General features: G+C 72.9%; 17 protein-coding genes. 7 read left to right on the top strand and 10 right to left on the bottom strand.

From position 1 onward, the window contains the following. Window positions 1-148 precede the first annotated feature (148 nt). The 3 genes from ACZ573_RS10065 to ACZ573_RS10055 form a co-directional block, all read right to left on the bottom strand. Window positions 149-1,336 (bottom strand): D-alanyl-D-alanine carboxypeptidase family protein, encoded by a 1,188-nt coding sequence (locus ACZ573_RS10065; protein ID WP_471301585.1) that lies wholly within the window; start codon window positions 1,334-1,336, stop codon window positions 149-151. Window positions 1,337-1,510: 174 nt separating this feature from the next. Next, window positions 1,511-2,935 (bottom strand): amino acid permease, encoded by a 1,425-nt coding sequence (locus tag ACZ573_RS10060; RefSeq protein ID WP_471301793.1) that lies wholly within the window; start codon window positions 2,933-2,935, stop codon window positions 1,511-1,513. A gap of 222 nt (window positions 2,936-3,157) precedes the next feature. Further along, the gene (locus ACZ573_RS10055) at window positions 3,158-4,138 is read right to left on the bottom strand and encodes a hypothetical protein (RefSeq protein ID WP_471301583.1); all 981 of its coding nucleotides are present in this window, start codon (window positions 4,136-4,138) and stop codon (window positions 3,158-3,160) included. Between the two features lie 403 nt (window positions 4,139-4,541). Here ACZ573_RS10055 and ACZ573_RS10050 point away from each other — a divergent pair, with 403 nt between their 5' ends. From ACZ573_RS10050 to ACZ573_RS10030, 5 genes are all read left to right on the top strand, one after another. Then, window positions 4,542-5,981: an FGGY family carbohydrate kinase gene (locus ACZ573_RS10050; RefSeq protein ID WP_471301791.1), complete on the top strand. Its 1,440-nt coding sequence runs from the start codon at window positions 4,542-4,544 to the stop codon at window positions 5,979-5,981. Beyond that, window positions 5,978-7,402, top strand: a complete 1,425-nt coding sequence (locus ACZ573_RS10045) for an FAD-dependent oxidoreductase (protein WP_471301581.1) — start codon at window positions 5,978-5,980, stop codon at window positions 7,400-7,402. Before ACZ573_RS10050 ends, ACZ573_RS10045 begins: the two co-directional genes overlap by 4 nt. Next, entirely contained in the window at window positions 7,399-8,598 is a 1,200-nt protein-coding gene (locus ACZ573_RS10040) for an NAD(P)/FAD-dependent oxidoreductase (RefSeq protein WP_471301578.1), read from the top strand. The genes ACZ573_RS10045 and ACZ573_RS10040 overlap by 4 nt, the downstream gene beginning before the upstream one ends. Before the next feature lie 706 nt (window positions 8,599-9,304). Further along, on the top strand, window positions 9,305-9,814 hold the full coding sequence (locus tag ACZ573_RS10035; protein WP_471301575.1) for a nucleoside deaminase: 510 nt from the start codon (window positions 9,305-9,307) through the stop codon (window positions 9,812-9,814). 93 nt (window positions 9,815-9,907) lie between these two features. Then, window positions 9,908-10,654, top strand: coding sequence for a lysostaphin resistance A-like protein (locus ACZ573_RS10030; RefSeq protein ID WP_471301572.1), 747 nt, complete (start codon window positions 9,908-9,910; stop codon window positions 10,652-10,654). A gap of 17 nt (window positions 10,655-10,671) precedes the next feature. Here ACZ573_RS10030 and ACZ573_RS10025 read toward each other — a convergent pair whose 3' ends face one another. From ACZ573_RS10025 to ACZ573_RS10000, 6 genes are all read right to left on the bottom strand, one after another. Further along, window positions 10,672-12,351, bottom strand: a complete 1,680-nt coding sequence (locus ACZ573_RS10025; RefSeq protein ID WP_471301570.1) for an alpha/beta hydrolase — start codon at window positions 12,349-12,351, stop codon at window positions 10,672-10,674. Window positions 12,352-12,412: 61 nt separating this feature from the next. Then, complete coding sequence (locus tag ACZ573_RS10020) at window positions 12,413-14,188, bottom strand: SulP family inorganic anion transporter (RefSeq protein WP_471301567.1); 1,776 nt, start codon at window positions 14,186-14,188, stop codon at window positions 12,413-12,415. Window positions 14,189-14,201: 13 nt separating this feature from the next. Continuing rightward, window positions 14,202-16,946, bottom strand: coding sequence for a cation-translocating P-type ATPase (locus ACZ573_RS10015; RefSeq protein WP_471301565.1), 2,745 nt, complete (start codon window positions 16,944-16,946; stop codon window positions 14,202-14,204). 63 nt (window positions 16,947-17,009) lie between these two features. After that, window positions 17,010-17,981 carry a polyphosphate kinase 2 family protein gene (locus ACZ573_RS10010; protein ID WP_471301563.1) on the bottom strand — a complete coding sequence of 324 codons (972 nt, stop codon included), beginning with the start codon at window positions 17,979-17,981 and terminating at the stop codon, window positions 17,010-17,012. Window positions 17,982-18,012: 31 nt separating this feature from the next. Further along, window positions 18,013-18,330, bottom strand: a complete 318-nt coding sequence (locus ACZ573_RS10005; protein WP_471301561.1) for a three-helix bundle dimerization domain-containing protein — start codon at window positions 18,328-18,330, stop codon at window positions 18,013-18,015. Window positions 18,331-18,488: 158 nt separating this feature from the next. Then, on the bottom strand, window positions 18,489-19,031 hold the full coding sequence (locus ACZ573_RS10000) for a MarR family winged helix-turn-helix transcriptional regulator (RefSeq protein ID WP_471301558.1): 543 nt from the start codon (window positions 19,029-19,031) through the stop codon (window positions 18,489-18,491). A gap of 166 nt (window positions 19,032-19,197) precedes the next feature. Between ACZ573_RS10000 and ACZ573_RS09995 the strand changes: the two genes are divergently transcribed. Together ACZ573_RS09995 and ACZ573_RS09990 are read left to right on the top strand one after the other, a co-directional pair. Further along, on the top strand, window positions 19,198-20,262 hold the full coding sequence (locus ACZ573_RS09995; RefSeq protein ID WP_471301556.1) for an alkene reductase: 1,065 nt from the start codon (window positions 19,198-19,200) through the stop codon (window positions 20,260-20,262). A 53-nt stretch (window positions 20,263-20,315) separates the two neighbouring features. Then, on the top strand, window positions 20,316-20,765 hold the full coding sequence (locus ACZ573_RS09990; RefSeq protein WP_471301553.1) for a ribosomal maturation YjgA family protein: 450 nt from the start codon (window positions 20,316-20,318) through the stop codon (window positions 20,763-20,765). A 22-nt stretch (window positions 20,766-20,787) separates the two neighbouring features. Here the strand turns inward: ACZ573_RS09990 and ACZ573_RS09985 are convergent, their stop codons facing one another. Beyond that, window positions 20,788-21,936 carry an RNA polymerase sigma factor gene (locus ACZ573_RS09985; protein WP_471301788.1) on the bottom strand — a complete coding sequence of 383 codons (1,149 nt, stop codon included), beginning with the start codon at window positions 21,934-21,936 and terminating at the stop codon, window positions 20,788-20,790. Window positions 21,937-21,941 lie beyond the last annotated feature (5 nt).

Genomic DNA, 21,941 nt, shown 5'->3' with positions numbered 1-21,941 from the left:
CGACTTCGCACCCGGTTCACCCTGTTGGCTCGACCTCGGGGTTCGCGGGTCCTGTACGACGCCAGCCTGGCAGCGGACCCCGCCCCACGCGCGCCGACCGCAGGCCGCCGGCCTCGGGTGCCGGATCCCGGGTACGGCGCGCCGTGGGTCACGGCAGGCTTCGGCGGCGTCGCACGACGGCTGCCCCGGCCAGGGCCGCCACCGCGGCGAGGAACGCGGCCGACAAGCCGTAGACCATCGGCGCACCCACGTGGACCCGGTCCGGCGTGAGGGCGCCGGCGGCGACGGTGCGCGGCGCCTCGGGCGTCTGCGGCGGCGCCGGAGGGTCGAGCGACCCGACCGGATCCACGTGTCCTGCCGCGGCGAATCCCCAGTCCAGCAGGGACCGCGCCTCCTCGTACACGGCGTTCGCGCCGCCCCACTGGGGGTTCATCACCGTCGCCACCAGCGTCCGGCCCTCCCGGCGGGCGGCCGCGATCAGCGTGAAACCCGCCTGGGAGGTGTAGCCGTTCTTGACACCGATGATCCCCGGGTACCGGCCCAGCCCGTCCTGACCGGTCACCAGCCGGTTGGTGTTCTCGATCCCGTACGTCCAGGTGGGACTGCCGTCGGTGTGGGTGCCGCCGGGGAAGCGGGCGTCGGCGGTCGCCGCGTACTCGGCGAATGCGGGGTCGGCGAGGCCCGTACGGCCGAAGACGGCGAGATCGTAGGCCGAGGAAGCCTGGCCGTCCGCGTCGAAGCCGTCCGGGGATACCACGGTGGTGTCCCGCGCCCCCAGGGCACGTGCCTTGGCCTGCATCTGCGCCGACGTGACGTCCCAGCCGCCGTTCATCCCGGCCAGCACGTGCACGGCGTCGTTGCCCGAGCTGAGGAAGACACCCCGCCACAGGTCGGCCACCCGGTAGGTGTGATCCGCGGACAGGCCCACCGTGCTGCTCCCCTCCGGCACGTCGTCCAGCTCGGCCTCGGTGACCGTGTGCCGGCCCGAGCCGGGCAGGTGGGGTAGTGCCGTGAGGGCGAAGAGGGTCTTGAGGGTGCTGGCCGGCGGCAGTCGGCGGTGTGCGTCGTGGGCCGCGAGCACCGCACCCGTCCCGGCGTCCGCCACGAGCCATGACAGGGCGGACACGTCGTCCGGTAGCGCGGGCGCCCCCTGCCGCGCCCGTACATGGGTCCCGGACCGGTGCAACAGCGATGCGTCGACGGCCGAGGCGGGCCGCGGCGGCAGCGGCTCGGCCGGCGTGGTGCCGGCGGCGGCCGGAGCAAGGAGGACCGATGCGCCGATGGCGAGAGCCGCGGCGCCCGCGCCGGTCCTGCGCCCAGAGGATCTGATGCTCATTCACCCAGCGTAGAAATGCATCGGGCCGCGCGCAGCGACGTGTACGCCGACCGGCGGTAGGCCGGGGCCCGGTCCTCGCGGGGGCAGCCCGCCGAACCGGGCGGGGCCGGCCGCCGCTCACCGGGTGCCCGTGGGCCGGGTGCGAGCGCGGCCGGCCGGGGCGGCCGGGCCGGGTCAGACGATGTCTTCGGCGATCTCCGCCTGCTCGCGGGCGTTGCCGTAGGCCGCCGGGGTGCCGTACGAGCGGCGGGCGACGTACCACCAGACGCTGGCCAGGACCAGGACCACCGCCAGGGCGATCACGGCGTAGTTCATCGAGTCGATGGTGACGGGGGACTTCTGCGGCAGGCAGAAGAGGACGGTGACGAGCGCCACCCAGACGACGGCGATCCAGCCGACCGGCTTGCTCCAGCGGCCCAGGTTCCAGGGGCCGGGCTCGAAGCGGTGCCCGGCGCGCAGGCGCAAGTAGATCGGGATGGCGTAGGCCGGGGTGATGCCGATGACGTTGATGGCGGTCACGGCCCCGTAGGCGGTGGCGGAGTACAGCGAGGGGAGGGCCAGTACGCCCGCGACGACGACGGAGAGCCAGACAGCCGGCACCGGCGTCTGGGTCCGGCCGCTGACCTTGCGCCACAGGGCGGAGCCGGGGAGCGCGTTGTCACGGCTGAACGCGAAGACCATCCGGCTCGCGGCGGCGACCTCGGCGTTGCCGCAGAAGAGCTGCGCGACGATGACGACGAGGAGCAGGGCGGTGGCCCCGCCGGAGCCCAGCGCGTCGATGAAGATCTGGGCGGGCGGGACGCCGGTGGCGCTGCCCTGGACGGCCGCGTAGTCCTGGATGGCGAAGGTGAGGCCGGCGAGCAGGGCGAAACCGGCGACCCAGGAGACCCAGATGGCCCGGACGATGCCCTTGGCGGCGGAGACGGAGGCGTCCCTGGTCTCCTCCGAGAGGTGCGCGGAGGCGTCGTAGCCGGAGAAGGTGTACTGGGCGAGCAGCAGGCCGACGGCCGCCACGTAGAACGGGTTGGCCCATCCGGTGTCGTTGACGAACTCGGTGAAGACGAACGAGGCCGACCGGTGGTGGTCGGGGATGAAGGCCAGGGCGCCGACGATCACGGCGACGCCGCCCAGGTGCCACCAGACGCTGATGGAGTTGAGCACGCTGACGAGGCGGACCCCGAAGAGGTTGAGCGCGGCGTGCAGCAGCAGGATGCACAGGAAGATCAGGAACGTCGAGCCGGGGGTGGGCACGAACCCGAAGCGGAGGTTGAGGAAGGCGCCGGTGAACAGGGCCGCGCCGTAGTCGATGCCGGCGATGGCGCCGAGCAGGCCGAGCAGGTTCAGCCACCCGGTGTACCAGCCCCAGCGGCGGCCGCCGAGCCGGTCGGCCATGTAGTAGAGCGCACCGGAGGTGGGGTAGGCACTGGTCACCTCGGCCAGGGCGAGACCCACGCAGAGGACGAAGAGGCCTACGCCGACCCAGCCCCACAGCATCACGGCCGGGCCGCCGGAGCCCATGCCGAAGCCGTACAGCGTCATGCAGCCGGAGAGGACGGATATGACGGAGAAGCTGATGGCGAAGTTGCCGAAGCCGCCCATCCGGCGGGCGAGGACGGGCTGGTAGCCGAGTTCCCTGAGGCGCTGTTCCTCGTCCTGCTGGGGTGGAGCCTTGCGGTCCTGGCGGGCTGCCCAATCGGTTCTGGACACGGCGGTACCTCCGGGGGTCTGTGAAGCACGGGGACGGTGGAGCCTGGGGTGCGGGTGCGGCCTGGGTGGTGCGGGTGGAGCGAGGGCCGGCGCCGTGGGGGAGGGCGGCGGGGGTCAGTTCCGGCCGGCCAGGCTGCGGGACCTGGCCTGCAGGAACACCTCCTCGGCCAGAGCGCGGTCGGCCGGGTCGCGGGTCCGGTGGGCCCACGGCAGGGTGGTCCAGTACGGGCCGATGGCGTCGAAGACCCGGGCCGCCTCGTCGAACTGGAGGGCTCCCCACAGGGCATGGGCGAGCTGGTTCAGATCCAGCGGGGAGGCGTGCGGCAGATCGGCGTGCTCGAACCAGGTGCCCAGGGCGTGCAGGGCGTCGCGGACGGCGTCCTCGGCGACCCAGTGCAGGTCCAGGGCCCGCTCCTGGCCGCGTTCGCGGCGGTAGCGTTCGACCCGTACGTAGAGCGGCAGGACGTGCACGGCGGATCCGGGCGGGGCGGAACCGGACGCCCAGTGGACGAAGTTGGCGGCCTCGGAGAGCGGCCCGGGCGCGCCCGCGTACACGAACTGGAGCATGCGGTGGTAGGCCTCGCGGTTGTGCGGGTCGCGCTTGTCGACCTCCGCGAGGATGCCCCAGGGGCCGGTGGGCAGCATGGGACCGGGCGGTGCGACCCGGTGCTCGGCCATCTGGCGCTGCTCGTCGAGGAGGGCCAGGGCGAGCAGGCACACCCAGGGCACGGGGTCCGCGGGGCTGATGCCGGCGGCCTCCCGGCAGGTCGCCCAGGCTTCCTGCCACAGCTCGCCGGTGCGGGGGTGTCCGGCGCGGTGGGCGCGGACGGCGCGTTCGACGCAGACGCGCGTGTGCATCACGAGTGCGGCCACGCTGTGCGGTTCCTCGGCCCGCCAGGCCTGGACCACGTCGGAGCCGGCGGAGACGGCGGCGAGGACCTGGGTGCGCTGGGTCCACAGCCCCCAGTTGTCGGTGCGTTCGAGTAAGCGCGCCATGGAGACCCAACGGCCGGTGCGCAGGTCCTGGGCGGCGGAACGCAGCTCCTTGTCGTGGCCGGCCGGGTGGTAGACGGGCCGGAAATCGCTGCCCGCCATCACCTCGTCCCGGTCGAGGGGCGGCGGCCCGGGCGGGCGCGTTCTGCGGTGGTCGTGATCATCAGTCCTCGGATCGCATGGAAGGTGGGTCCATCCGGCCGCCGGCTGCCGCGTTGCAGCCGTGCCCGGTGCCAGGGATGCGTGAACCATGCGAGAACTGTTCGTCGAACCCCCGCCGTTGACCCACGGTCGATGTCGCTGCCCGTTGATCGGCGATCACTATATGGCGATCAGGAGCATACGCATCCAGATCCTTGTTCGAACGTAAGTATCAAGCCACGATCAGCATATGAGTATGCGTCAGTGCCGGGCGGCGGCTCCGGACGGATCTTGACGGGTGACGTCGGCCGGTGCAGGCTTCCGACCGATGTCCGATCAAGGCGACACCAGGGACGGAGTGGTGATGACGGGCCCGGTGCTCGCTGTCGATCAAGGCACCTCGGGGACCAAGGCACTGGTCGTCTGTCCGGTACGCGGGGTCATCGGCTCCGGATCCGCCGCCGTACGGCCCCGCCATCTGCCGGGCGGCCGGGTGGAGGTCACCCCCGGCGAGCTGCTGGACTCGGTCGTCGACGCCGGGCGCGCCGCGCTGGCGGCGGCGGGCGAGCCCGTGGTGGCGGTGGGCCTCGCCAACCAGGGCGAGACCGTTCTGGCCTGGGACCCCGCGACCGGGGAACCCCTGACCGACGCGATCGTCTGGCAGGACCGGCGCGCCGAACAGCTCTGCACCGAACTGGCCCCGCACGCGTCCTTCCTGCGGGAGAGGACCGGCCTGCCGCTCGACCCGTACTTCGCCGCCCCCAAGATGGCCTGGATACGCCGCCACCTGACCCGGCGCGGCGTCGTGACGACCAGCGACGTCTGGCTCGTGCACCGCCTCACCGGCGCGTTCGTCACCGACGCGGCGACCGCCGGCCGCACCCAGCTGCTCGACCTCGACACCACCCGCTGGTCGGACGTGGCACTCGACGCCTTCGGCCTCTCCGGTGAGCGGCTGCCGGAGGTCGTCGACGCGGACACCCGCGTCGGCACCACCACCGCGTTCGGTCCCGAACTTCCGCTGACCGGACTGCTCGTGGACCAGCAGGCCGCGCTGCTCGCCCAGAGCGTGACCGAGCCCGGCACCGCCAAGTGCACCTACGGCACGGGCGCGTTCCTCCTCGCGCAGACCGGCCCGCGCCCCCTGCGCAGCACCTCCGGACTGGTCGGCTGCGTGGCCTGGCGGCTCGCCGGCCGGACCAGCTACTGCCTGGACGGGCAGGTGTACACCGCCGCCTCCGCCGTGCGCTGGCTCACCGATCTCGGCGTGATCTCCGGCGCCTGCGACATCGACACCGTGGGCGGGCGCGTCCCGGACGCGGGCGGCGTCACCTTCGTCCCCGCGCTCGCCGGCCTCGCCGCTCCGTGGTGGCGGGGTGACCTGCGGGGCTCGGTCACCGGTCTGGGCCTCGACACCACCGCCGGGCATCTGGTGCGCGCCCTGTGTGACGGCATCGCCGCCCAGGTGGCGGAGCTCGCGGACGCGGTCGCCGCGGACCTCGGCGCCCCGCTCGCCGCCCTGCGCGTCGACGGCGGGCTGACCCGTTCCGCGCTGCTCATGCAGACCCAGGCCGACCTCCTCGGGATCCCCGTGGAGGTGTCGGCGCTGCCGGACGTCACCGCGCTCGGCGTGGGCGCCGTCGCCCGCCTCGGGCTCGATCCCTCGCTCACCGTCGCCGAGGCAGTCCCGCAGTGGAAGCCGTCCGCCGTCTACGAGCCGCGGGCCGGCGCGGCGGAGGCGACGGAGCGCCGCGCACGCTTCCGCGCGGCCGTCTCGGCCCTGCTCGGCGACGCACCGGCATGACCGGCACCACCGGTACCGCAGGCGGTGCCGTGACCACCGGCGGCGCCCTGCCCGCCGGGGAGTACGACGTGACGGTCGTCGGCGCCGGCGTGGTGGGCACGGCGATCGCCCGCGAACTGGCCCGGCTCCCGCTGCGGATCGCCCTGGTCGACGCGGCCGACGACGTCGGGGACGGCACCTCGAAGGCCAACACCGCCATCCTGCACACCGGTTTCGACGCGGTGCCCGGCTCCCTGGAGTCCCGGCTCGTCCGGGAGGGCCACCGGCTGCTCTCCGCGTACGCCGACGCCGCCGGCATCCCGGTGGAGCCGCTCGGGGCGCTCCTCGTCGCCTGGGACGAGGAGCAGCTCGCCGCACTGCCGGGGCTCGCGCAGAAGGCCGTACGCAACGGCTACCGCGCGGCCCGGATCGTCCCGGCCGCGCAGGTGCGGGCCCGCGAGCCGGAGCTCGGACCCGGGGTGCTGGGAGCGCTCGAGGTGCCGGGGGAGTCCATCATCTGCCCCTGGACGACCACGCTCGCGTACGCCACGCAGGCCGTCCGCACCGGCGTCGACCTCCACCTCAACTGCCGTGTACAGAACATTGCTTCGGCCGAAACGCATACCCTGGCCACGAGCCGGGGCCCGCTGCGCACCCGGCACCTGGTCAACGCGGCCGGCCTGTACGCCGACGAGATCGACCGGCTCCTCGGCCACGCGGACTTCGCCGTGACGCCCCGGCGCGGCCAGCTCATCGTCTTCGACGAGCTCGCCCGCGGCCTGGTACGGCACATCCTGCTGCCCGTGCCGGGCGCCCTCGGTAAGGGGGTGCTGGTCTCGCCGACGGTGTACGGGAACGTGATGCTCGGCCCGACCGCCGAGGACCTCGACGACAAGGCGGACACCGGATCGACCGACGAGGGGCTCGCGCTGCTGCGGGAGAAGGGGCGGCGGATCCTGCCGGCCCTCCTGGAGGAGGAGGTCACCGCCGTGTACGCCGGCCTGCGGGCCGCCACCGGCGAGGACGACTACGCGATCCGCGCCCACCCCGCGCAGCGGTACGTCACCGTGGGCGGGATCCGTTCGACGGGACTGACCGCCTCGATGGCGATCGCCGCCCACGTCGTGGAACTGCTCGCAGACGGCGGCCTGCCGGTGGCCGGGGCCCGGGAGCCGGAGCCCGTGCGGATGCCGAACCTGGGCGAGGCGTTCCTGCGGCCCTACCGCGACGCCGAGCTGATCGCGAAGGACCCGGAGTACGGCCGGATCGTCTGCCACTGCGAGCGCGTGACGCGCGGGGAGATCCGCGACGCGCTCGCCTCGGCCGTCCCGCCCGCCTCGCCGGACGGCCTGCGGCGGCGCACCCGCGCACGGGCGGGCCGCTGCCAGGGCTTCCACTGCGGGGCCGCCGTCCGCGCGCTGTTCGAGGAGGCCCGCGGATGAGCCGGGACCGTACGGTCGACGTCCTGGTCGTCGGCGCCGGTCCCGCCGGACTGGCCCTGGCCGCCCGCCTCGCCCGCGCGGGCGCGGGCCACGTCGAGGTCCTGGAGCGCGAACAGGACGCGGGCGGCGTGCCGCGCCACTGCCACCACGGCGGATTCGGGGGGCCCGTACTCCGCCGGCTCACCGGACCGGCGTACGCACGGCGGGCCGTGCGGGCGGCGACGGTGGCCGGGGCGACGGTCCGTACCGGTGTCAGCGCCACCGGCTGGGCCGGCCCGCAGACCCTGGAGACCACGAGCCCGGCGGGCCTGGAGCGGATCACGGCCCGGGCCGTCGTCCTCGCCACCGGCGCCCGCGAGCGCCCCCGCAGCGCCCGGCTGGTGCCGGGGTCCCGGCCGGCGGGCGTGCTGACCACCGGGGAGCTGCAGCAGTCGGTCCACCTGTACGGCCAGGACATCGGCCGACGGGCCGTCGTGGTGGGCGCCGAGCCGGTGGCCCGGCATGCCGTACGCACCCTGCGCCGGGCGGGAACGGAGGTGGTGGCCGTGGTCACGGAACGCTCCCGCGGCGCCGCCGTGCCGGGAGTTCCGCTGCTCACCGCCACGACGGTGGTCGAACTGCGCGGCCGGGGGCGCCTGTCGGGCGTGGCCGTGCGCCACGCGGACGGCCGCCGCGGGGTCCTCGCGTGCGACACGGTGGTCTTCACCGGCGACTGGATCCCCGACCACGAGCTGGCGCGCCGCGGCGGCATCGCCGTGGACACCGGCACCCGCGGTCCTTCCGTGGACGGGTCGTTCCGTACCTCGGTGCCGGGGGTCTTCGCGGTCGGCAACGCCCTCCACGGCGTCGAACGCGCCGCCACCGCGGCCGCGGAGGGCGCCGCCGCCGCGGCCCCTGTCCTCGCCCACCTCTCGGGTGCGCCGTGGCCGGAGCCCGGTCCACCGCTGGTCGTCCGGGCCCCGCTGCTGTGGGTGGCGCCGAACCGGCTCACCGACATCGGGGGGCGGCCGCTGCTGCTGCTGCGGTCGGGCGAGCCGCTGACCGCCCCGGTGCTGACGGCCGCCCAGGACGGGCGGCTCCTGTGGCGACGGCGCTTCGCGGTCCGGATGACGCCGTCGCGGTCGCTGAGACTCCCGCCGGGGTGGACCGACCGGGTCGACCGGTCGGGCGGTCCGGTCGTGCTGGGCATCGGCTGACGGCGCCCCCGCCCAGCGGACGCTGCCGGGCGCGCACAAGCTCGTCATCGACGAGGGCAACGACCACTACCGCGGTTTCGCCGACGCGGTGACCAGGCCAGCGCGGCGCCGCATCCGGATGCCGGCGCTCTCGCCAGCCCCGTGACGCTCCAGATGGAAGACGTCGACTGATGATCCCCAGGAACTCGCCGTCCGCGTCCCCGCTCTGCGTGACCACCGCCACGCCCTGCTCGGCCTCGGCGCCCTGTCGATCCCGCACTCGACCGCGTTCAGGCTTCCGCTGGACTATTGACCAGAGGTCATGTCACGCCCTGGAGAAGGGTTTTGTAGATCTGCACGAAGAGTAGGTTTCAGCCAGGGTACGTTTTCATGTCTTCCGTCCCTGCCTGACTCCGCTCGCTTGCCTGTGTACTCCTTCACACACGATGCAACGAAGCGGGGGAGAGGGAGCCTTGAGCGAGACGTTGTCCGTCCGGCTGCTCGTCAGGGCCTGGCTCGATCCAGGCGTCACCGTCCTGCCCCGCACCCCGGTCGCACCGGAGCACATCGCCGGCCGTCAGCCGTAGCGATCTCCCGCGGGTCCCGCCGACCGCGCCGATCCCCGGACACCGGCCCCGAAGCGGCACCCGCGAGACCCACCTGTCGCCCCTGGCCCATGTCCCGTACGGGCAGAACACCAGGGAATACCCCCACCGTCTCCCAAGGAGTGACCGTGACCGCGCACACCCAAGAAGTGAACATCCAGGACCTCAAGCGCACCTGGCTGGACGAGGCGATCAGACTGGCCACGAACAGCGTGGCGAACGGCGGCGGGCCGTTCGGCGCCCTGGTCGTCAAGGGCGGTGAGATCGTGGCGATCGGGAACAACCAGGTCACCTCCACCCTGGACCCGACCGCCCACGCCGAGGTGACCGCGATGCGTGCCGCCTGCCAGGAGCTGGACACCTTCTCGCTCGAAGGCTGCGTCTTGGTGACCTCGTGCGAACCGTGTCCGATGTGCCTTTCGTCGGCGCTGTGGGCGCGGGTCGACCGGATCGTCTTCTCCGCCGACCGCCACGACGCCGCGGTGGCGGGTTTCGACGACCGCAAGTTCTACGACCTGTTCGAAAAGCAGCCCGCGTCGAAGTGGCCGTTGGCGATCGAGCACCTGGACCTGCCCCACCGTACGGCGCCGTTCGACGCGTGGGTGGCCAAGACCGACCGCATCGACTACTGAGACAGCGGTTCGCGGCGGCGCTGCCCCATTGCCGACGGCCGGGCGTGCAAGATGAACCCGACTGACCTGTCGTCATGACCGAGGTGGGTTCGCATGCCCCGCAGCACCGCTGATGACGCCGGGCGGCGACACCTTCGGCTCCCGCGACGCATCGGTACCTGGCCGGCCGTGGGAGTCGCGGTGGCCGTCCTCGTCGCCGCCAACCTGGCCCTGCACCGCTGGACGGGCCTGTGGGGCCTGGTGACGGCCGTCGTGGTCAGCGGCCTGCTGCTCGGTGTGCTCCGCTGGGCCGGCGGCACCCTCGCCGACGCGGGTCTGGCTCGGGGCACGCTGGCCCGCGGTGCCCGTTGGGCACTGGTCCTGATCGGCCTGGTAGGCGTCGTCTACCTGGCCGGGGCCCTGCTGCCGGCCACCAGGGGGCTGTTCGAGGACCGGCGGTACGAGGCGATGGACGGCGGCGAGGTGATGCTCCGCGCGTTCGTGCTGGTGCCCGTCGGCACGGTCCTGGTGGAGGAGATCGCCTTCCGCGGCGTGCTCTACGGCCTCGTGCGGCGCGTCCGCGGGGCGCTCCGTGCGACCGCCGTGTCGAGTCTGCTGTTCGGGCTGTGGCACGTGCTGCCGTCGCTCCACCTGGCGACCGCGAAACCGGCCGTGAACTCGGCCGTCGGCGACTCCGGGCTCGGGGCCGTGCTGGCGGTGCTGGGCGCCGTGCTGTTCACGGCGGCGGCCGGCGTCCTGTTCTGCGAACTGCGCCGCCGCAGCGGCAGCCTGCTGGCTCCCATGGGACTGCACTGGGCGGTCAACGCCTTCGGCTACCTCGTCGGGTACCTGCTGCGCTGACCGGCGGTGGGGTGGGATCACTTCTGCGGCGAGACGATGCCCTTCAGCTCGTTCAGGTCCTGCGCGGTGAATCCGCCGGGCCGCATGACATCGTTCCAGGCGTCGACGTACGCGGCCTTGTACGTGTGGCCGTGGCCGTCCGGTACGCCGGTCGAGAACGGCAGGTCGGCCGTGACCTGCCAGAAGGTCACGAACGGAATCCAGACCATGGATTCGAGCACGTCGGAGCCGGGCCGCTCCCCGATCCAGTCGGGCTCGGTGAGGGCCAGGCTCGGGCTCCACCAGACGATCGGGTCGGACGGGTGCATCAGGTAGAGCACCCGCGGGCCGTCCCACGGCCGGTCCGCCGGAGGGGTCCCGGTGGCCGGGTCGTCGGTGAACCGGACGGTCCGTCCCTCCCGGTAGACGGGTTCGATCTCGGGACTGCCCGCGTCGCGGTGGTCGCTGAACTCGCGGAACAGCGTGTTGAAGTTGGGCGGGCCGGCGAACACGGTGCCGGCGGTGCGGTTGCGCAGGTCGGCCTCCCCGCTGAAGGCCGTCTCACCGCCGAACGACCCCAGGCTCTCACCCGCCACGAACAGGCGCGGGCGCCGGTCCGCAGGCAGCTTGGACCATGTGTCGTAGACCGCGTCGAAGAGATCGCGGCCGGCCGCGCGCGCCTTGGACTGGTCCACCAGGTACGACATCCACGACGGCAGGTACGAGTACTGGATCGCCACGGTGGCCGCGTCGCCGTTGCCCAGGTACTCGAACGAGTCCACAGCGGCGGGATCGACCCAGCCGCTGCCCGTGGTGGTCATCACGAGCAGGTTCTCGCGGGTGAAGCCGCCCGCCCGTTCGAGGTCCGCGACCGCCCGGGCCGCCCGGGTCTCCGTGTCGTCGGAGGTCTCCAGCCCGGCGTACGCCCGGATGGGCTCCTGCGCCGTACGGTGGGTGAACGCGCCGATCTCCTGGGCCGAGGGTCCTCCGTCGGCGAACGCCCGGCCCTCCCGGCCCAGTGAGTCCCACGGCACCAGCGAGCCGGGCCCTCCCGAGCGCAGCGCCGACGTGGGCTGGTGCACGCCTTCCGGGGTCTCCGTGTCACGCAGCGAGAAGGCCTCGTTGGACGCGTTCACGAAGCCGTTCAGCAGCAGTCCGGAGAACGCGGCCCACGCCAGGCCCGCCACCAGGAGCCAGCCGACCACCCGCGCCGCGCGCCTGCCGATCCAGCGCCCGAGCAGGCCGGCGGCCCGGTGGTACAGGGCCCGGAGCCCCCGCCCGGCCAGGAGCAGGAGCAGGAAGACGAGGGCGGCGACGAAGGGGCAGGCGACGGTGAACAGGACGTTGTAGTCGGTGACCCTCATGAGCAGCCGGATCTCGTGCTGCCAGTACTGGCCGAGCCCGAACGAGACGCCGAACAGCACCACTGCGCTGACGATCAGGACGAGCCGCGACCGGCGCGAGGGGCTGCGCGCGTCCCGGTCGGCGAAGGCGCGCCACACGTAGGCGGCGACCACGCCCAGCCCGTAGCCGATGGCCGCGCTGATGCCGCAGATCAGGCCCTGGAGTACGCCGCCGCGGGGGAGCAGTGACGGGGTGAAGGACAGGCAGGCCAGGAGGAGCGCGCCCCAGCAGCCGGGCAGCGTCAGGCGGCGCAGCAGGCGGTGCCTGCGTACCGGTTCGTCCTGTGCGGGAGGTTCCGGCGGGTCCTGGCTCATGGCGTCCTCCACGGCCATGGTCCTCTGGCCCCGCCGGTCGTGCCATCCGGGGCGCGGGCCGTCATTTCGGGCCGGCGGGCGGGGGATCGGCGGCCTCCTCGGGGCCCGGTGCGGACCACTGCGCTCCGGTGCGCAGCCGGAAGGCGGCGACCGCAGCCTCCACGGTGGGGAAGAAGTGCCGGGGGTCGATGGTCCGGGTGAGTTCGTACCGCTCGATCTTCCGTCGCACCGGGTCCTTGAGCTCGGCGAACACGAGGTGCACACCGTCCGCGTTGAGCGCCTCGTCGAGCTCTTCCAGCATGTCGGCGGCGGTGGTGTCCACGTCCGTCATCGGCTCCGCCGCGACCACGATCCAGCTCGGCCGCGGGTCCGCCCCGGCCAGCCGTCTGACCTCGTCCCGGAAGGTCTTGGCGTTGGCGAAGATGAGCGGGGCGTCGAACCGGTAGATCACCAGGCCCGGCAGGTGCTCGGCGTGCGGGTACGAGCGGATGTCGTGGTAGCCCTCCAGGCCCGGGACCCGCCCCAGCACGGTGTCGTACGGCCACCAGGTCCGCCGGAAGACGTTGAGTACCGACAGGGCCACGGCGATGGCGATGCCGGGCAGCACGCCGAGCAGGGCCACGCCGGCGAAGGCCGCGCAGCAGAGCAGGAATTCCGCCCGGCGCTGCTGCCAGAGCCGCACGGCCCCCGGGATGTCCGCGAGGGACAGCGACGCGGTGATGACCACGGCCGCGAGGGCCGGCTGGGGGAGGTCGCGGAACAGACCCGGAGCCACCACGAGCATGAGGACGATGAGCGCCGCCCCGACGACCCCGGTGAGCTGGCTCCGGGCCCCCGCCCGCTCCGCCACCGCCGTCCGGGAGCCGCTGCTGCTGACGGGGAAGCCCTGGAAGAGGGCGGCCGCCAGGTTGGCCGCACCGACGCCCGCCATCTCCTGGTTGCCGCGGACCTCCTGGCCGGTGCGGGCCGCGAAGGCGGACGCGTTGGAGATCGTGTCGGCCAGCGAGACCAGGGCGATGCCCAGTGCACCGCCGAGCAGCGGCGCGAGGTCGGCGAGCCCCACGTCGGGGACGGTGAACGGCGGGAAGCCCTCGGGGAGTACCCCGACCAGGCCCACGCCGTGCTCGTCCAGATCGAAGACGGCGGCCGCGGCGATCGCCAGGACCACCATCACGAGCACCGCGGGAACCTTCGGCAGGAAGCGCTGCAGGACCAGGATCAGGACGATCCCGCCGAGGCCCACGGCGGCGGCGGCCGGTACCACCGCCCCGTCGGCGATCATCCGCACGAGGCCGGCACACTCGCCGATCAGGTTGTCCGCCTCGACCTTGAAGCCGAGCAGCTTGGGGAGCTGGCCGATGAGGATGGTCAGGGCCAGGCCGTTCATGTAGCCGATCATCGTCGGTTTGGAGATCAGGTCGGCGATGAAGCCGAGCTTCGCCACCGAGGCCAGGATCATGATGGCCGCCACCATGACCGCGAGCATCGACGCGAGCGCGACGGCCCGGTCGGGATCCCCGCCGGCCGCCACCAGGGGCAGTACGGTGGCGGCGATCATCGGACCCAGCGAGGAGTCCGGGCCCAGCACCAGGATCCGGGACGGCCCGAACACCGCGTACCCGAGCATGCAGAGGATCGTCGTGTACAGGCCGGTGATGGCCGGCAGGCCCGCCAGCTCGGCGTAGGCCATGCCCTGCGGCACCAGAAGCGTCGTCAGGACGACTCCCGCGACCAGGTCCTTGGGCAGCCACTCGCGCCGGTAGGACGACACCGCGCGGATCCCGGGAACCGCCCGGAAGCGGGAGAGCACCCCGTGGCCGTCGTGCCGGGTGGTCATGGAACGGCCTTCCTCACGCGGTACTCGACGCGGTACTCGACGAGGCCTTCGACCGGCGGGCCACGAGCTTGCCGAGTTCCCACACGAGCAGGAGTACGACGGCGGCCAGCAGCGCCCAGCCGAACTGCCGCGCGTCGATCTCGGTCGTCCCGAGGACGCGCTGGAAGCCGTCCATCTGGGTCACCAGCACGGAGAGCACGAACTGGGCCAGGGCGACCCAGTTCATCTGCCTGCTGTCGAACGTGGACGTCGTCAGCACGGAGTCCGTCTCGCTGCGGCACTCGAACGCCGCCACGATCAGGCAGAGGGAGAAGGCCGTGAACGCGATCGACCGGCCGATCTCGACGTCGCCGAAGTGCCTCTCGCCGAGCGTGATCAGGCCGAGCAGGAGGACGGTGATCGCCAGCCCGCCGAGCCCGACGGTGACCAGTACGGGGCGGGTGAGCACCGATTCTCCGCGCGGACGCGGCCGGCGCCGCATGAGCCCGGCGCTCTCCCGGTCGAAGCCCAGCGCGAAGCCGAAGGAGGCGTTGACGACGAAGTGGATCCACAGCACCTGCGGCGGGGTGAACGGCTCACCGGCGGCGATGTTGAAGACGGTGGCTCCGAGGAACGTCAGCACGAACGTGACCAGCAGGAGCAGGACGAACCGGATGTACTTGGTGAGGTTGTCGTAGATCGTCCGGCCCTGCTCGACGGCGTAGACGATGGTGGCGAAGTTGTCGTCGGAGAGGATCATGCGGCCGGCGTTCTTGGCCACGTCCGTGCCGCTGCCCATGGCGATACCGATGTCGGCCGCCTTGATGGCGGGAGCGTCGTTGACGCCGTCCCCGGTCATCGCCACGACCTCGCCCTTCTTCTTCAGCGTGTTCGCGAGCAGCACCTTGTGCTCCGGGGCGACCCGCCCCACCACACCGATCCCCTCGATGCGGGCGAGCTGCTCCTCCTCGCTCATGGCGGCGAAATCGGAGCCCAGAACGGCCTCGCCGGGGATCCCGATCTGCCGGGCGATCGCCGCCCCGGTGGTGACGTCGTCCCCGGTCACCAGGCGGACCCGGATGTGCGCCGCCTGCGCGGCGGCCACCGCGGCCTTGGCCTCCTCACGGGGCGGATCGACCATCCCGACGAGACTGGTCATCCGCAGCCCGGTGACGTACGCGAGCAGGTCGCCCTCCGGATCGAAGCCTTCCGGGTCCAGGTCACGCATGGCCGCGGCCATCACCCGCCGCCCCTCGCCGCCCATCCGCCCGCTCTGCTCCTCGGCCCGGCGGAGCAGAGCGGCGTCCCACGGGACGGTCTCGCCCGCCGCGAGCGCGGTGGCGGCCCGCGCCATCACCGCGGGGGCCGCTCCTTTGACGAAGCAGCGCACGACCTGCCGTCCGGAGTCGTCGACCGCCGAGTGGAAGGTGGCCATCAGCTTGTACTCGGGGTCGAACGGCAAGGTGGCGAGCCGGGGGAGGGCGTCCCGGGTGGCGTCGGTGTCCAGGCCCGCCTTGTGCGCGAGCACCAGCAGCGCCCCCTCGGTCGGATCGCCCACCACCTCGCCGCCCACCAGCTTGGCGTCGCTGGCCACCACGTACGGCAGGATCGCGTCCTCGATCCCCGCGGCGGACCCGGCGGCGTGGTGGACCTTCCCCGCGAGTCCGTAGCCCGTGCCCGACACGGTGTACCGGGCGGTGGGGCTCAGCACTTCGACGGCCGTCATCTGGTTCATCGTCAGGGTGCCGGTCTTGTCCGAGTTGATCGCCGAGGTGAACGCCAGCGTCTCCACCGACGGCAGTTCCTTGACGATGGCGTTCCGCTTCGCCAGGTTCAGGCTCCCGACGGACAGGATCGCCTGGGTCACGGTCGGCAGGGCCTCGGGGATGGCCGCGATGGCCAGCGAGACCGCGCTGACGAACAGCACGTCCCAGGCCTGGTCCCGCTGACGCCCCAGGGCGAACATCACGATCATGGTGAGGCCCGCCGCCCCCGTGATCCACAGGGTCAGCCGGTCGAGCTCCTTGGTCAGCGGCGGCACTTCCTTCTCGGTGGCCGACAGCATTCCGGAGATCTTGCCGAGCTCGGTGTCCGCGCCCGTCGCGGTGACGATCATGAGGCCGCTGCCATGGGTGACCGGGGTGTTCATGAACGCCGTGTTGGTCTGGTCGCCGGGCGACAGCCGGCCGCCCTGCAGCGGGCCGGTCTCCTTCGCGGCGGGAACGCTCTCGCCGGTCAGCGCCGACTCGTCGATCTGCAGGGCGCTGGCCTCGATGAGACGTCCATCCGCCGGCACCTGATCGCCGGCGGAGATGAGCACGACATCACCGCCGACGAGCTGTTCGGCGGGGACCTCGGCCTCCCTGCCGTCCCTGCGCACCCGGGCCGTCGTCTTCATCATCGACTTCAGCGCGTTCATGGCGCTCTCGGCCTTGCCCTCCTGGCGCAGGCCCACGACCGCGTTCAGCAGCGTCAGCACGATCAGCAGGATCGCGGTGGTCCACTCCTGGATGACCAGCGAGACGATCGCCGCGGCCACCAGGACGATCTGCATGTAACTGCGGTACTGGGCGAGGAAGCGGCGCCAGGCCGGTGTCCGCTGCTCCTCGGGCAGGGCGTTGGGACCGTGCGCTGCCAGGAGTTCCGCGGCCCGCGCCGCGGACAGGCCGGTCGCGGGATCGGCACCGAACGCCGCCACGACCTCTTCGGGGGAGCGCGCGTACCAGCCGTCCCCGGCAGCCCGGGGCGGCTGCGCCACGGAATCCGACCGTACCGTCATGGTTGTGCCTCCGATCCGGGGCCGCGGACGCGTCCGGGCCGGCCGCGCGCCGTCCGCGGGCCGCTAGCCACGCTTCTTCTGCGGCTTGCCCTTCGGCTTGCCGTGCCGGGCGGCGTACGGATCGACCGGGGCGCCGGCCGGAGCCTCCCGCTCCAGGCTCCGCTTCGTGACGAGGAGATCCTTGCGGGCCTCCTCGCCCACATCGGGGTACTGCGGATCGATGTCCATCAGGGTGTGGGCGAGGACCGCCGCCGCGCAGATCCGTGCGAACCACTTCCGGTCCGCCGGCACGACGTACCACGGCGCCCACTTCGTGCTCGTGGCCGACAGCATCTCGGAGAACGCGTGCTGGTACTCGTCCCACCGGCGCCGCTCGCGGACGTCGGCGGCGGAGAACTTCCAGTTCTTCTCCGGCAGGTCGATCCGCTTGAGGAAGCGGGTGCGCTGCTCCTCCTTGGACAGGTTCAGGAAGATCTTCACCACCTTGAACCCGTTGTCCGTGAGGTAGTGCTCCCAGCGGTTGATCTCCCGGTAGCGCCGGTCCCAGATGTCCGGCCCGAGCACGTCCTCGGGCAGCTTCTGCCGCAGGAGGACCTCGGGGTGGACCCGTACGACGAGGACCTCCTCGTAGTGCGAGCGGTTGAAGATGGCGATCTCGCCGCGTGCGGGCAGCCGCCGGGCGTAGCGCCACAGGTAGTCGTGGTCGAGTTCCTCGGAGGAGGGCACCTTGAAGCTGCTGACCCGTACGCCCTGGGGGTTGACGCCGCTCATCACGTGGCGGATCGTCCCGTCCTTGCCTCCGGCGTCGAGCGCCTGGAGGGCGACCACTACACCGTACGTGTCCTGGGCGGCCAGCCGCTCCTGGTACTCGGCGAGCAGCGATATGCCGGTCCGCAGCAGCTCGATCCCGTCCCGCTTCTTCATGCCGGCCTTGTAGCGGGGATCGAAGTCCCGTTCCAGATGCACCTTCGAACCCGGTCGCACCCGTAGCGGCTCGATGAAGTCCGCGATGCGTTCGGCTCTGTCGTCGGACATCAGCGCTCGCCCCTTCCCCGGGCCCCGGCGGTCACGGCCCGTCCCCCGCTGTGTCCGGGGTGCTCCCGGTGACGGCGGCGAGCGCCTTCCGGGACCGGCGTTCGGCCAGGATCGGGACGTACCTCCTGACCCTGGCCTGCCGGAACGCGTCGTACGCGGCCTCGACCGTCGCCTCGACGGTGTCCGCGTCGACCGAGGGGAAGGCCGCCTTCAGCCGGGCCACGGTGGTCCGGACGGACGCGAGTTCCTCCGGGGTGGGTGACCGCTCTTCCGGCGTCCGCGCCCTGGGATCTTCCATGGCGGGGGAGGTCCCGGTCCGTTCCGCGCCCTGGAGCGTTGCAGGTGCCATATCCCACGACCTTCGGACCGCCGGTCCGCGCATGCCGACATCAGGTGAGGGTGTTCGTCATGGCGATTCTCTGCCAAACGAGACAAGATCGCCCATTGGGTGCGCGAATGCGGGAAGACGGGTCGTACGGCCGGGCCCGGCAAGGTCCGGTCACAGCACTAGCAGCCGCCCGGGTTCTTGTAGGCGGCATCGCACTCCGCGCCGGCGCCGCGGGCGACCTCCGTGCACAAGGTGGCTTCGACCTTGCCCAGGAGGCGGGTCAGTTCGGCGCGTTCGGCGGCGTCCAGGCCGTCCAGGGTCTGGCGTTCCAGTTCACCCCATGCCCTGCGTACCTCGACCAGGAGTCCGCAGCTGGCGTCTGTCGCCTCGACCAGGGAGGCCCGCCCGTCCGAGGGGTCCGGGCGGCGCCGCACGTGGCCGGAGAGCTCCAGGCGCTGGAGCATCTTGGTCACCGTCGAGGGGTCGAGGCCGACCGCCTTGATCAGCTCGGACTGTCGCACGGCCCCGCTGTCCCAGAGGTGCATCATCAGGAACTCCTGCCCCGGATGCAGCCCCAGGTCCCGCAGGACCCGGCCCGCCGCGATCCGGTGGAGCCGGGAGACCCGGCTGATCGCATGACTCACCGGGCCGTCCAGCACCGCACTCGGCACCGCCGCGCACTGCGCGGCGGAGCGCGGCTCCTGTACGGATTCCGCGGTCATGGAAGCGCTCCTCATGGTCGGTCCGGCAGATCTCCGGCGGATCTCGGGCAGATCCCCCGAGTGGATTCTACCGTCCGCCCCCATTTTATCTTGGTCGGCCAAGTAATGAGGTACGCTGCCTCTCGCAGTCAATCATTGGCCGACCAATTATCTCTGTGGGGCAGACATGACCAGCGCCTTCGAACCGGTCCACGTGGCCGGCGCCACCCTCTCCAACCGGATCGCCCTCGCCCCGATGACCCGCAGCCGCGCGGGTCAGGGCGGCATCGCGACCAGCCTCGTCGCCGAGTACTACACCCAGCGCGCATCCGCCGGTCTGATCATCACCGAGGGGATCCAGCCCTCCGTCGTCGGACAGGGCTACCCCTTCACCCCCGGCCTGCACAGCGCCGAGCAGGTCGCGGCCTGGCGCGAGGTCACCGACTCCGTGCACGCGGCGGGCGGCCGGATCTTCGCCCAGCTGATGCACTCCGGCCGCATCGGCCACCCGACGCTGCTGCCCGACGGCCTCGTCCCCGTGGCCCCGTCGGCGGTGGCCGCCCAGGGCCAGCTGTTCGCCGGCGACGGCATGAAGGACTTCGTCACCCCGCACGAACTGACCGGGGCCGAGGTGCGGCAGACCATCGCCGACTACGCGCAGGCCGCCCGCAACGCGGTCGAGGCCGGCTTCGACGGAGTGGAGCTGCACGGGGCCAACGGATACCTGATCCACCAGTTCCTGGCCCCCGGCTCGAACCTGCGCACCGACGAGTGGGGCGGCTCCACGGAGAACCGGATCCGCTTCGCGGTGGAGGTGGTCAAGGCGGTGGCCGCCGCCATCGGCGCCGAGCGCACGGCACTGCGCGTCTCGCCCGGCAACACGTACAACGACATCTCCGAGCCCGACCCGCAGCCCGTCTACGAGGCCCTGGTCAAGGAGATCGACGGACTCGGCCTGGCCTACCTCCACGTCCTGGAGCACGCCCCCGAGGCGCGGGAGGCCACCCTCGCCCTGCGCAAGCAGTTCTCCGGACCGTTCGTGCTGAACCCGGCGACCGAGGGCCCCACCGACCACCGCGCCCTCACGCTGATCGAGGACGGCGTCGCCGACCTCCTCGCCTTCGGAGCCCTCTTCCTGGCCAACCCGGACCTGCCGGAGCGCCTGCGCACCGAAGGCCCGTACAACACGCCTGACCCCGCCACCTTCTTCGGAGGCGACGCACGCGGCTACACGGACTACCCGACCCGGTAGGGGCCCGCCCGGGCGGGTGCGGGCGGTCCGGAGGGGGCCGGCAGTATGGCCCCGTGAATCCCTTACCCCGATGCCGTGACAGCGCCCCCGCCCCCGGCCTGCGGCGGACCCGGCTGGTGGCGGCCGCGGCCGCGGTGGTGACCGTCGGTGCGGGGCTGGGACTGCGGGCCCTCGCGGCGGGGAGCACGGCGAAGTACGGGGGAGACGCCCTCTACACCGTCCTGCTGCTGACCCTCGTCGTGCTGGCCGCGCCCCGGCTGACACCCCTGCGGGCGGCCGGTACCGCGCTGGCCGCCAGCTGGGCCGTCGAGTTCCTCCAGCTGACCGCCGTACCCGCGGAGCTCTCCCGGCACAGCACCGTCGCCCGCCTGGTCCTCGGTTCCACCTTCAACGCACCCGACCTGTTCTGGTACGCGGCCGGCGCGTCGGCGGCCTGCCTCCTGCACACCGGGCTGCGCCGGCCCCCCGACCGGCCGGCCGCCCTGGTCGACGGCGGGACGTGACGGCTCGGGCGGGCGGCGCCGGTCAGGGGGACCGGCGAGCGCTGTTCAGCCGGGCGGCCTGCCGCACCAGGTGATCGCGCTCGGCGAGGTTGGGCGCCTTCCGGGCCGCCTCGGCGTACAGCCGCGCCGCCGTCACCACGTCGCCGTCGCGCTCGTGGAGGTACGCCGCCACCGCGGTGTGGCGGGGCAGCGCGTCGTCCAGCGCCGCGAGCGCCGCGAGTCCCGCCCGCGGCCCGTCGGCCTCGCCGACGGCCACCGCGCGGTTGAGCCGCACGACCGGGCTGTCCGTCAGGAGCACGAGCTCGTCGTACCACTCGACGATCTGCACCCAGTCGGTCTGCTCGGCGGCGGGCGCGTCGGCGTGGAGCGCCGCGATGGCCGCCTGGGCCTGGAACTCGCCCAGCCGGTCGCGGGCGAGAGCCGCCTGCAGGATCCGTACGCCCTCGGCGATCGCCCCGGTGTCCCACCGGCCGCGGTCCTGCTCGGCGAGCGGCACCAGACTGCCGTCGGGCGCCGTCCGGCCGGCGCGCCGGGCGTGGTGGATCAGCATGAGGGCCAGCAGCCCGGCCACCTCGGGGTGGTCGACCCGGGCCGCGAGCTGCCGGGTGAGCCGGATGGCCTCGGCGGCGAGGTCGACGTCGCCCGAGTAGCCCTCGTTGAAGACCAGGTAGAGCACGCGCAGCACGGTGGCGACATCGCCGGGACGGTCGAACCGTACGCCGGAGACGGTGCGCTTGGCCCGGCTGATGCGCTGCGCCATCGTCGCCTCGGGCACCAGGTAGGCCCGGGCGATCTGGCGGGTGGTGAGCCCGCCGACGGCGCGCAGCGTGAGCGCCACCGCGGACGACGGCGTCAGCGACGGGTGGGCGCACAGGAAGTACAGCTGGAGCGTGTCGTCCACCGCGGGCGCCGGCCCGGGTGGCGGCTCCTCGTCCACGAGGTCCTCACGCCGGCGCCGGGCGGTGTCCGCCCGGGTCGCGTCGAGGAACCGCCGCCAGGCGACCGTGACCAGCCAGCCCTTCGGGTCCCGCGGAGGGTCGGCGGGCCAGCTGCGGACCGCCTCGACCAGCGCTTCCTGGACGGCGTCCTCGGCCGCCGCGAAGTCGGCTCCGCGGCGGACGAGGATCCCGAGCACGCCCGGCGTGAGGCTCCTGAGCAGGGCCTCGTCCATCGGCG

The organism is Streptomyces sp. NPDC040545 (assembly GCF_055595065.1).
The sequence above is the reverse complement of the archived record's forward strand: the minus strand, read 5'-3'. Positions and strand labels throughout refer to the sequence as shown.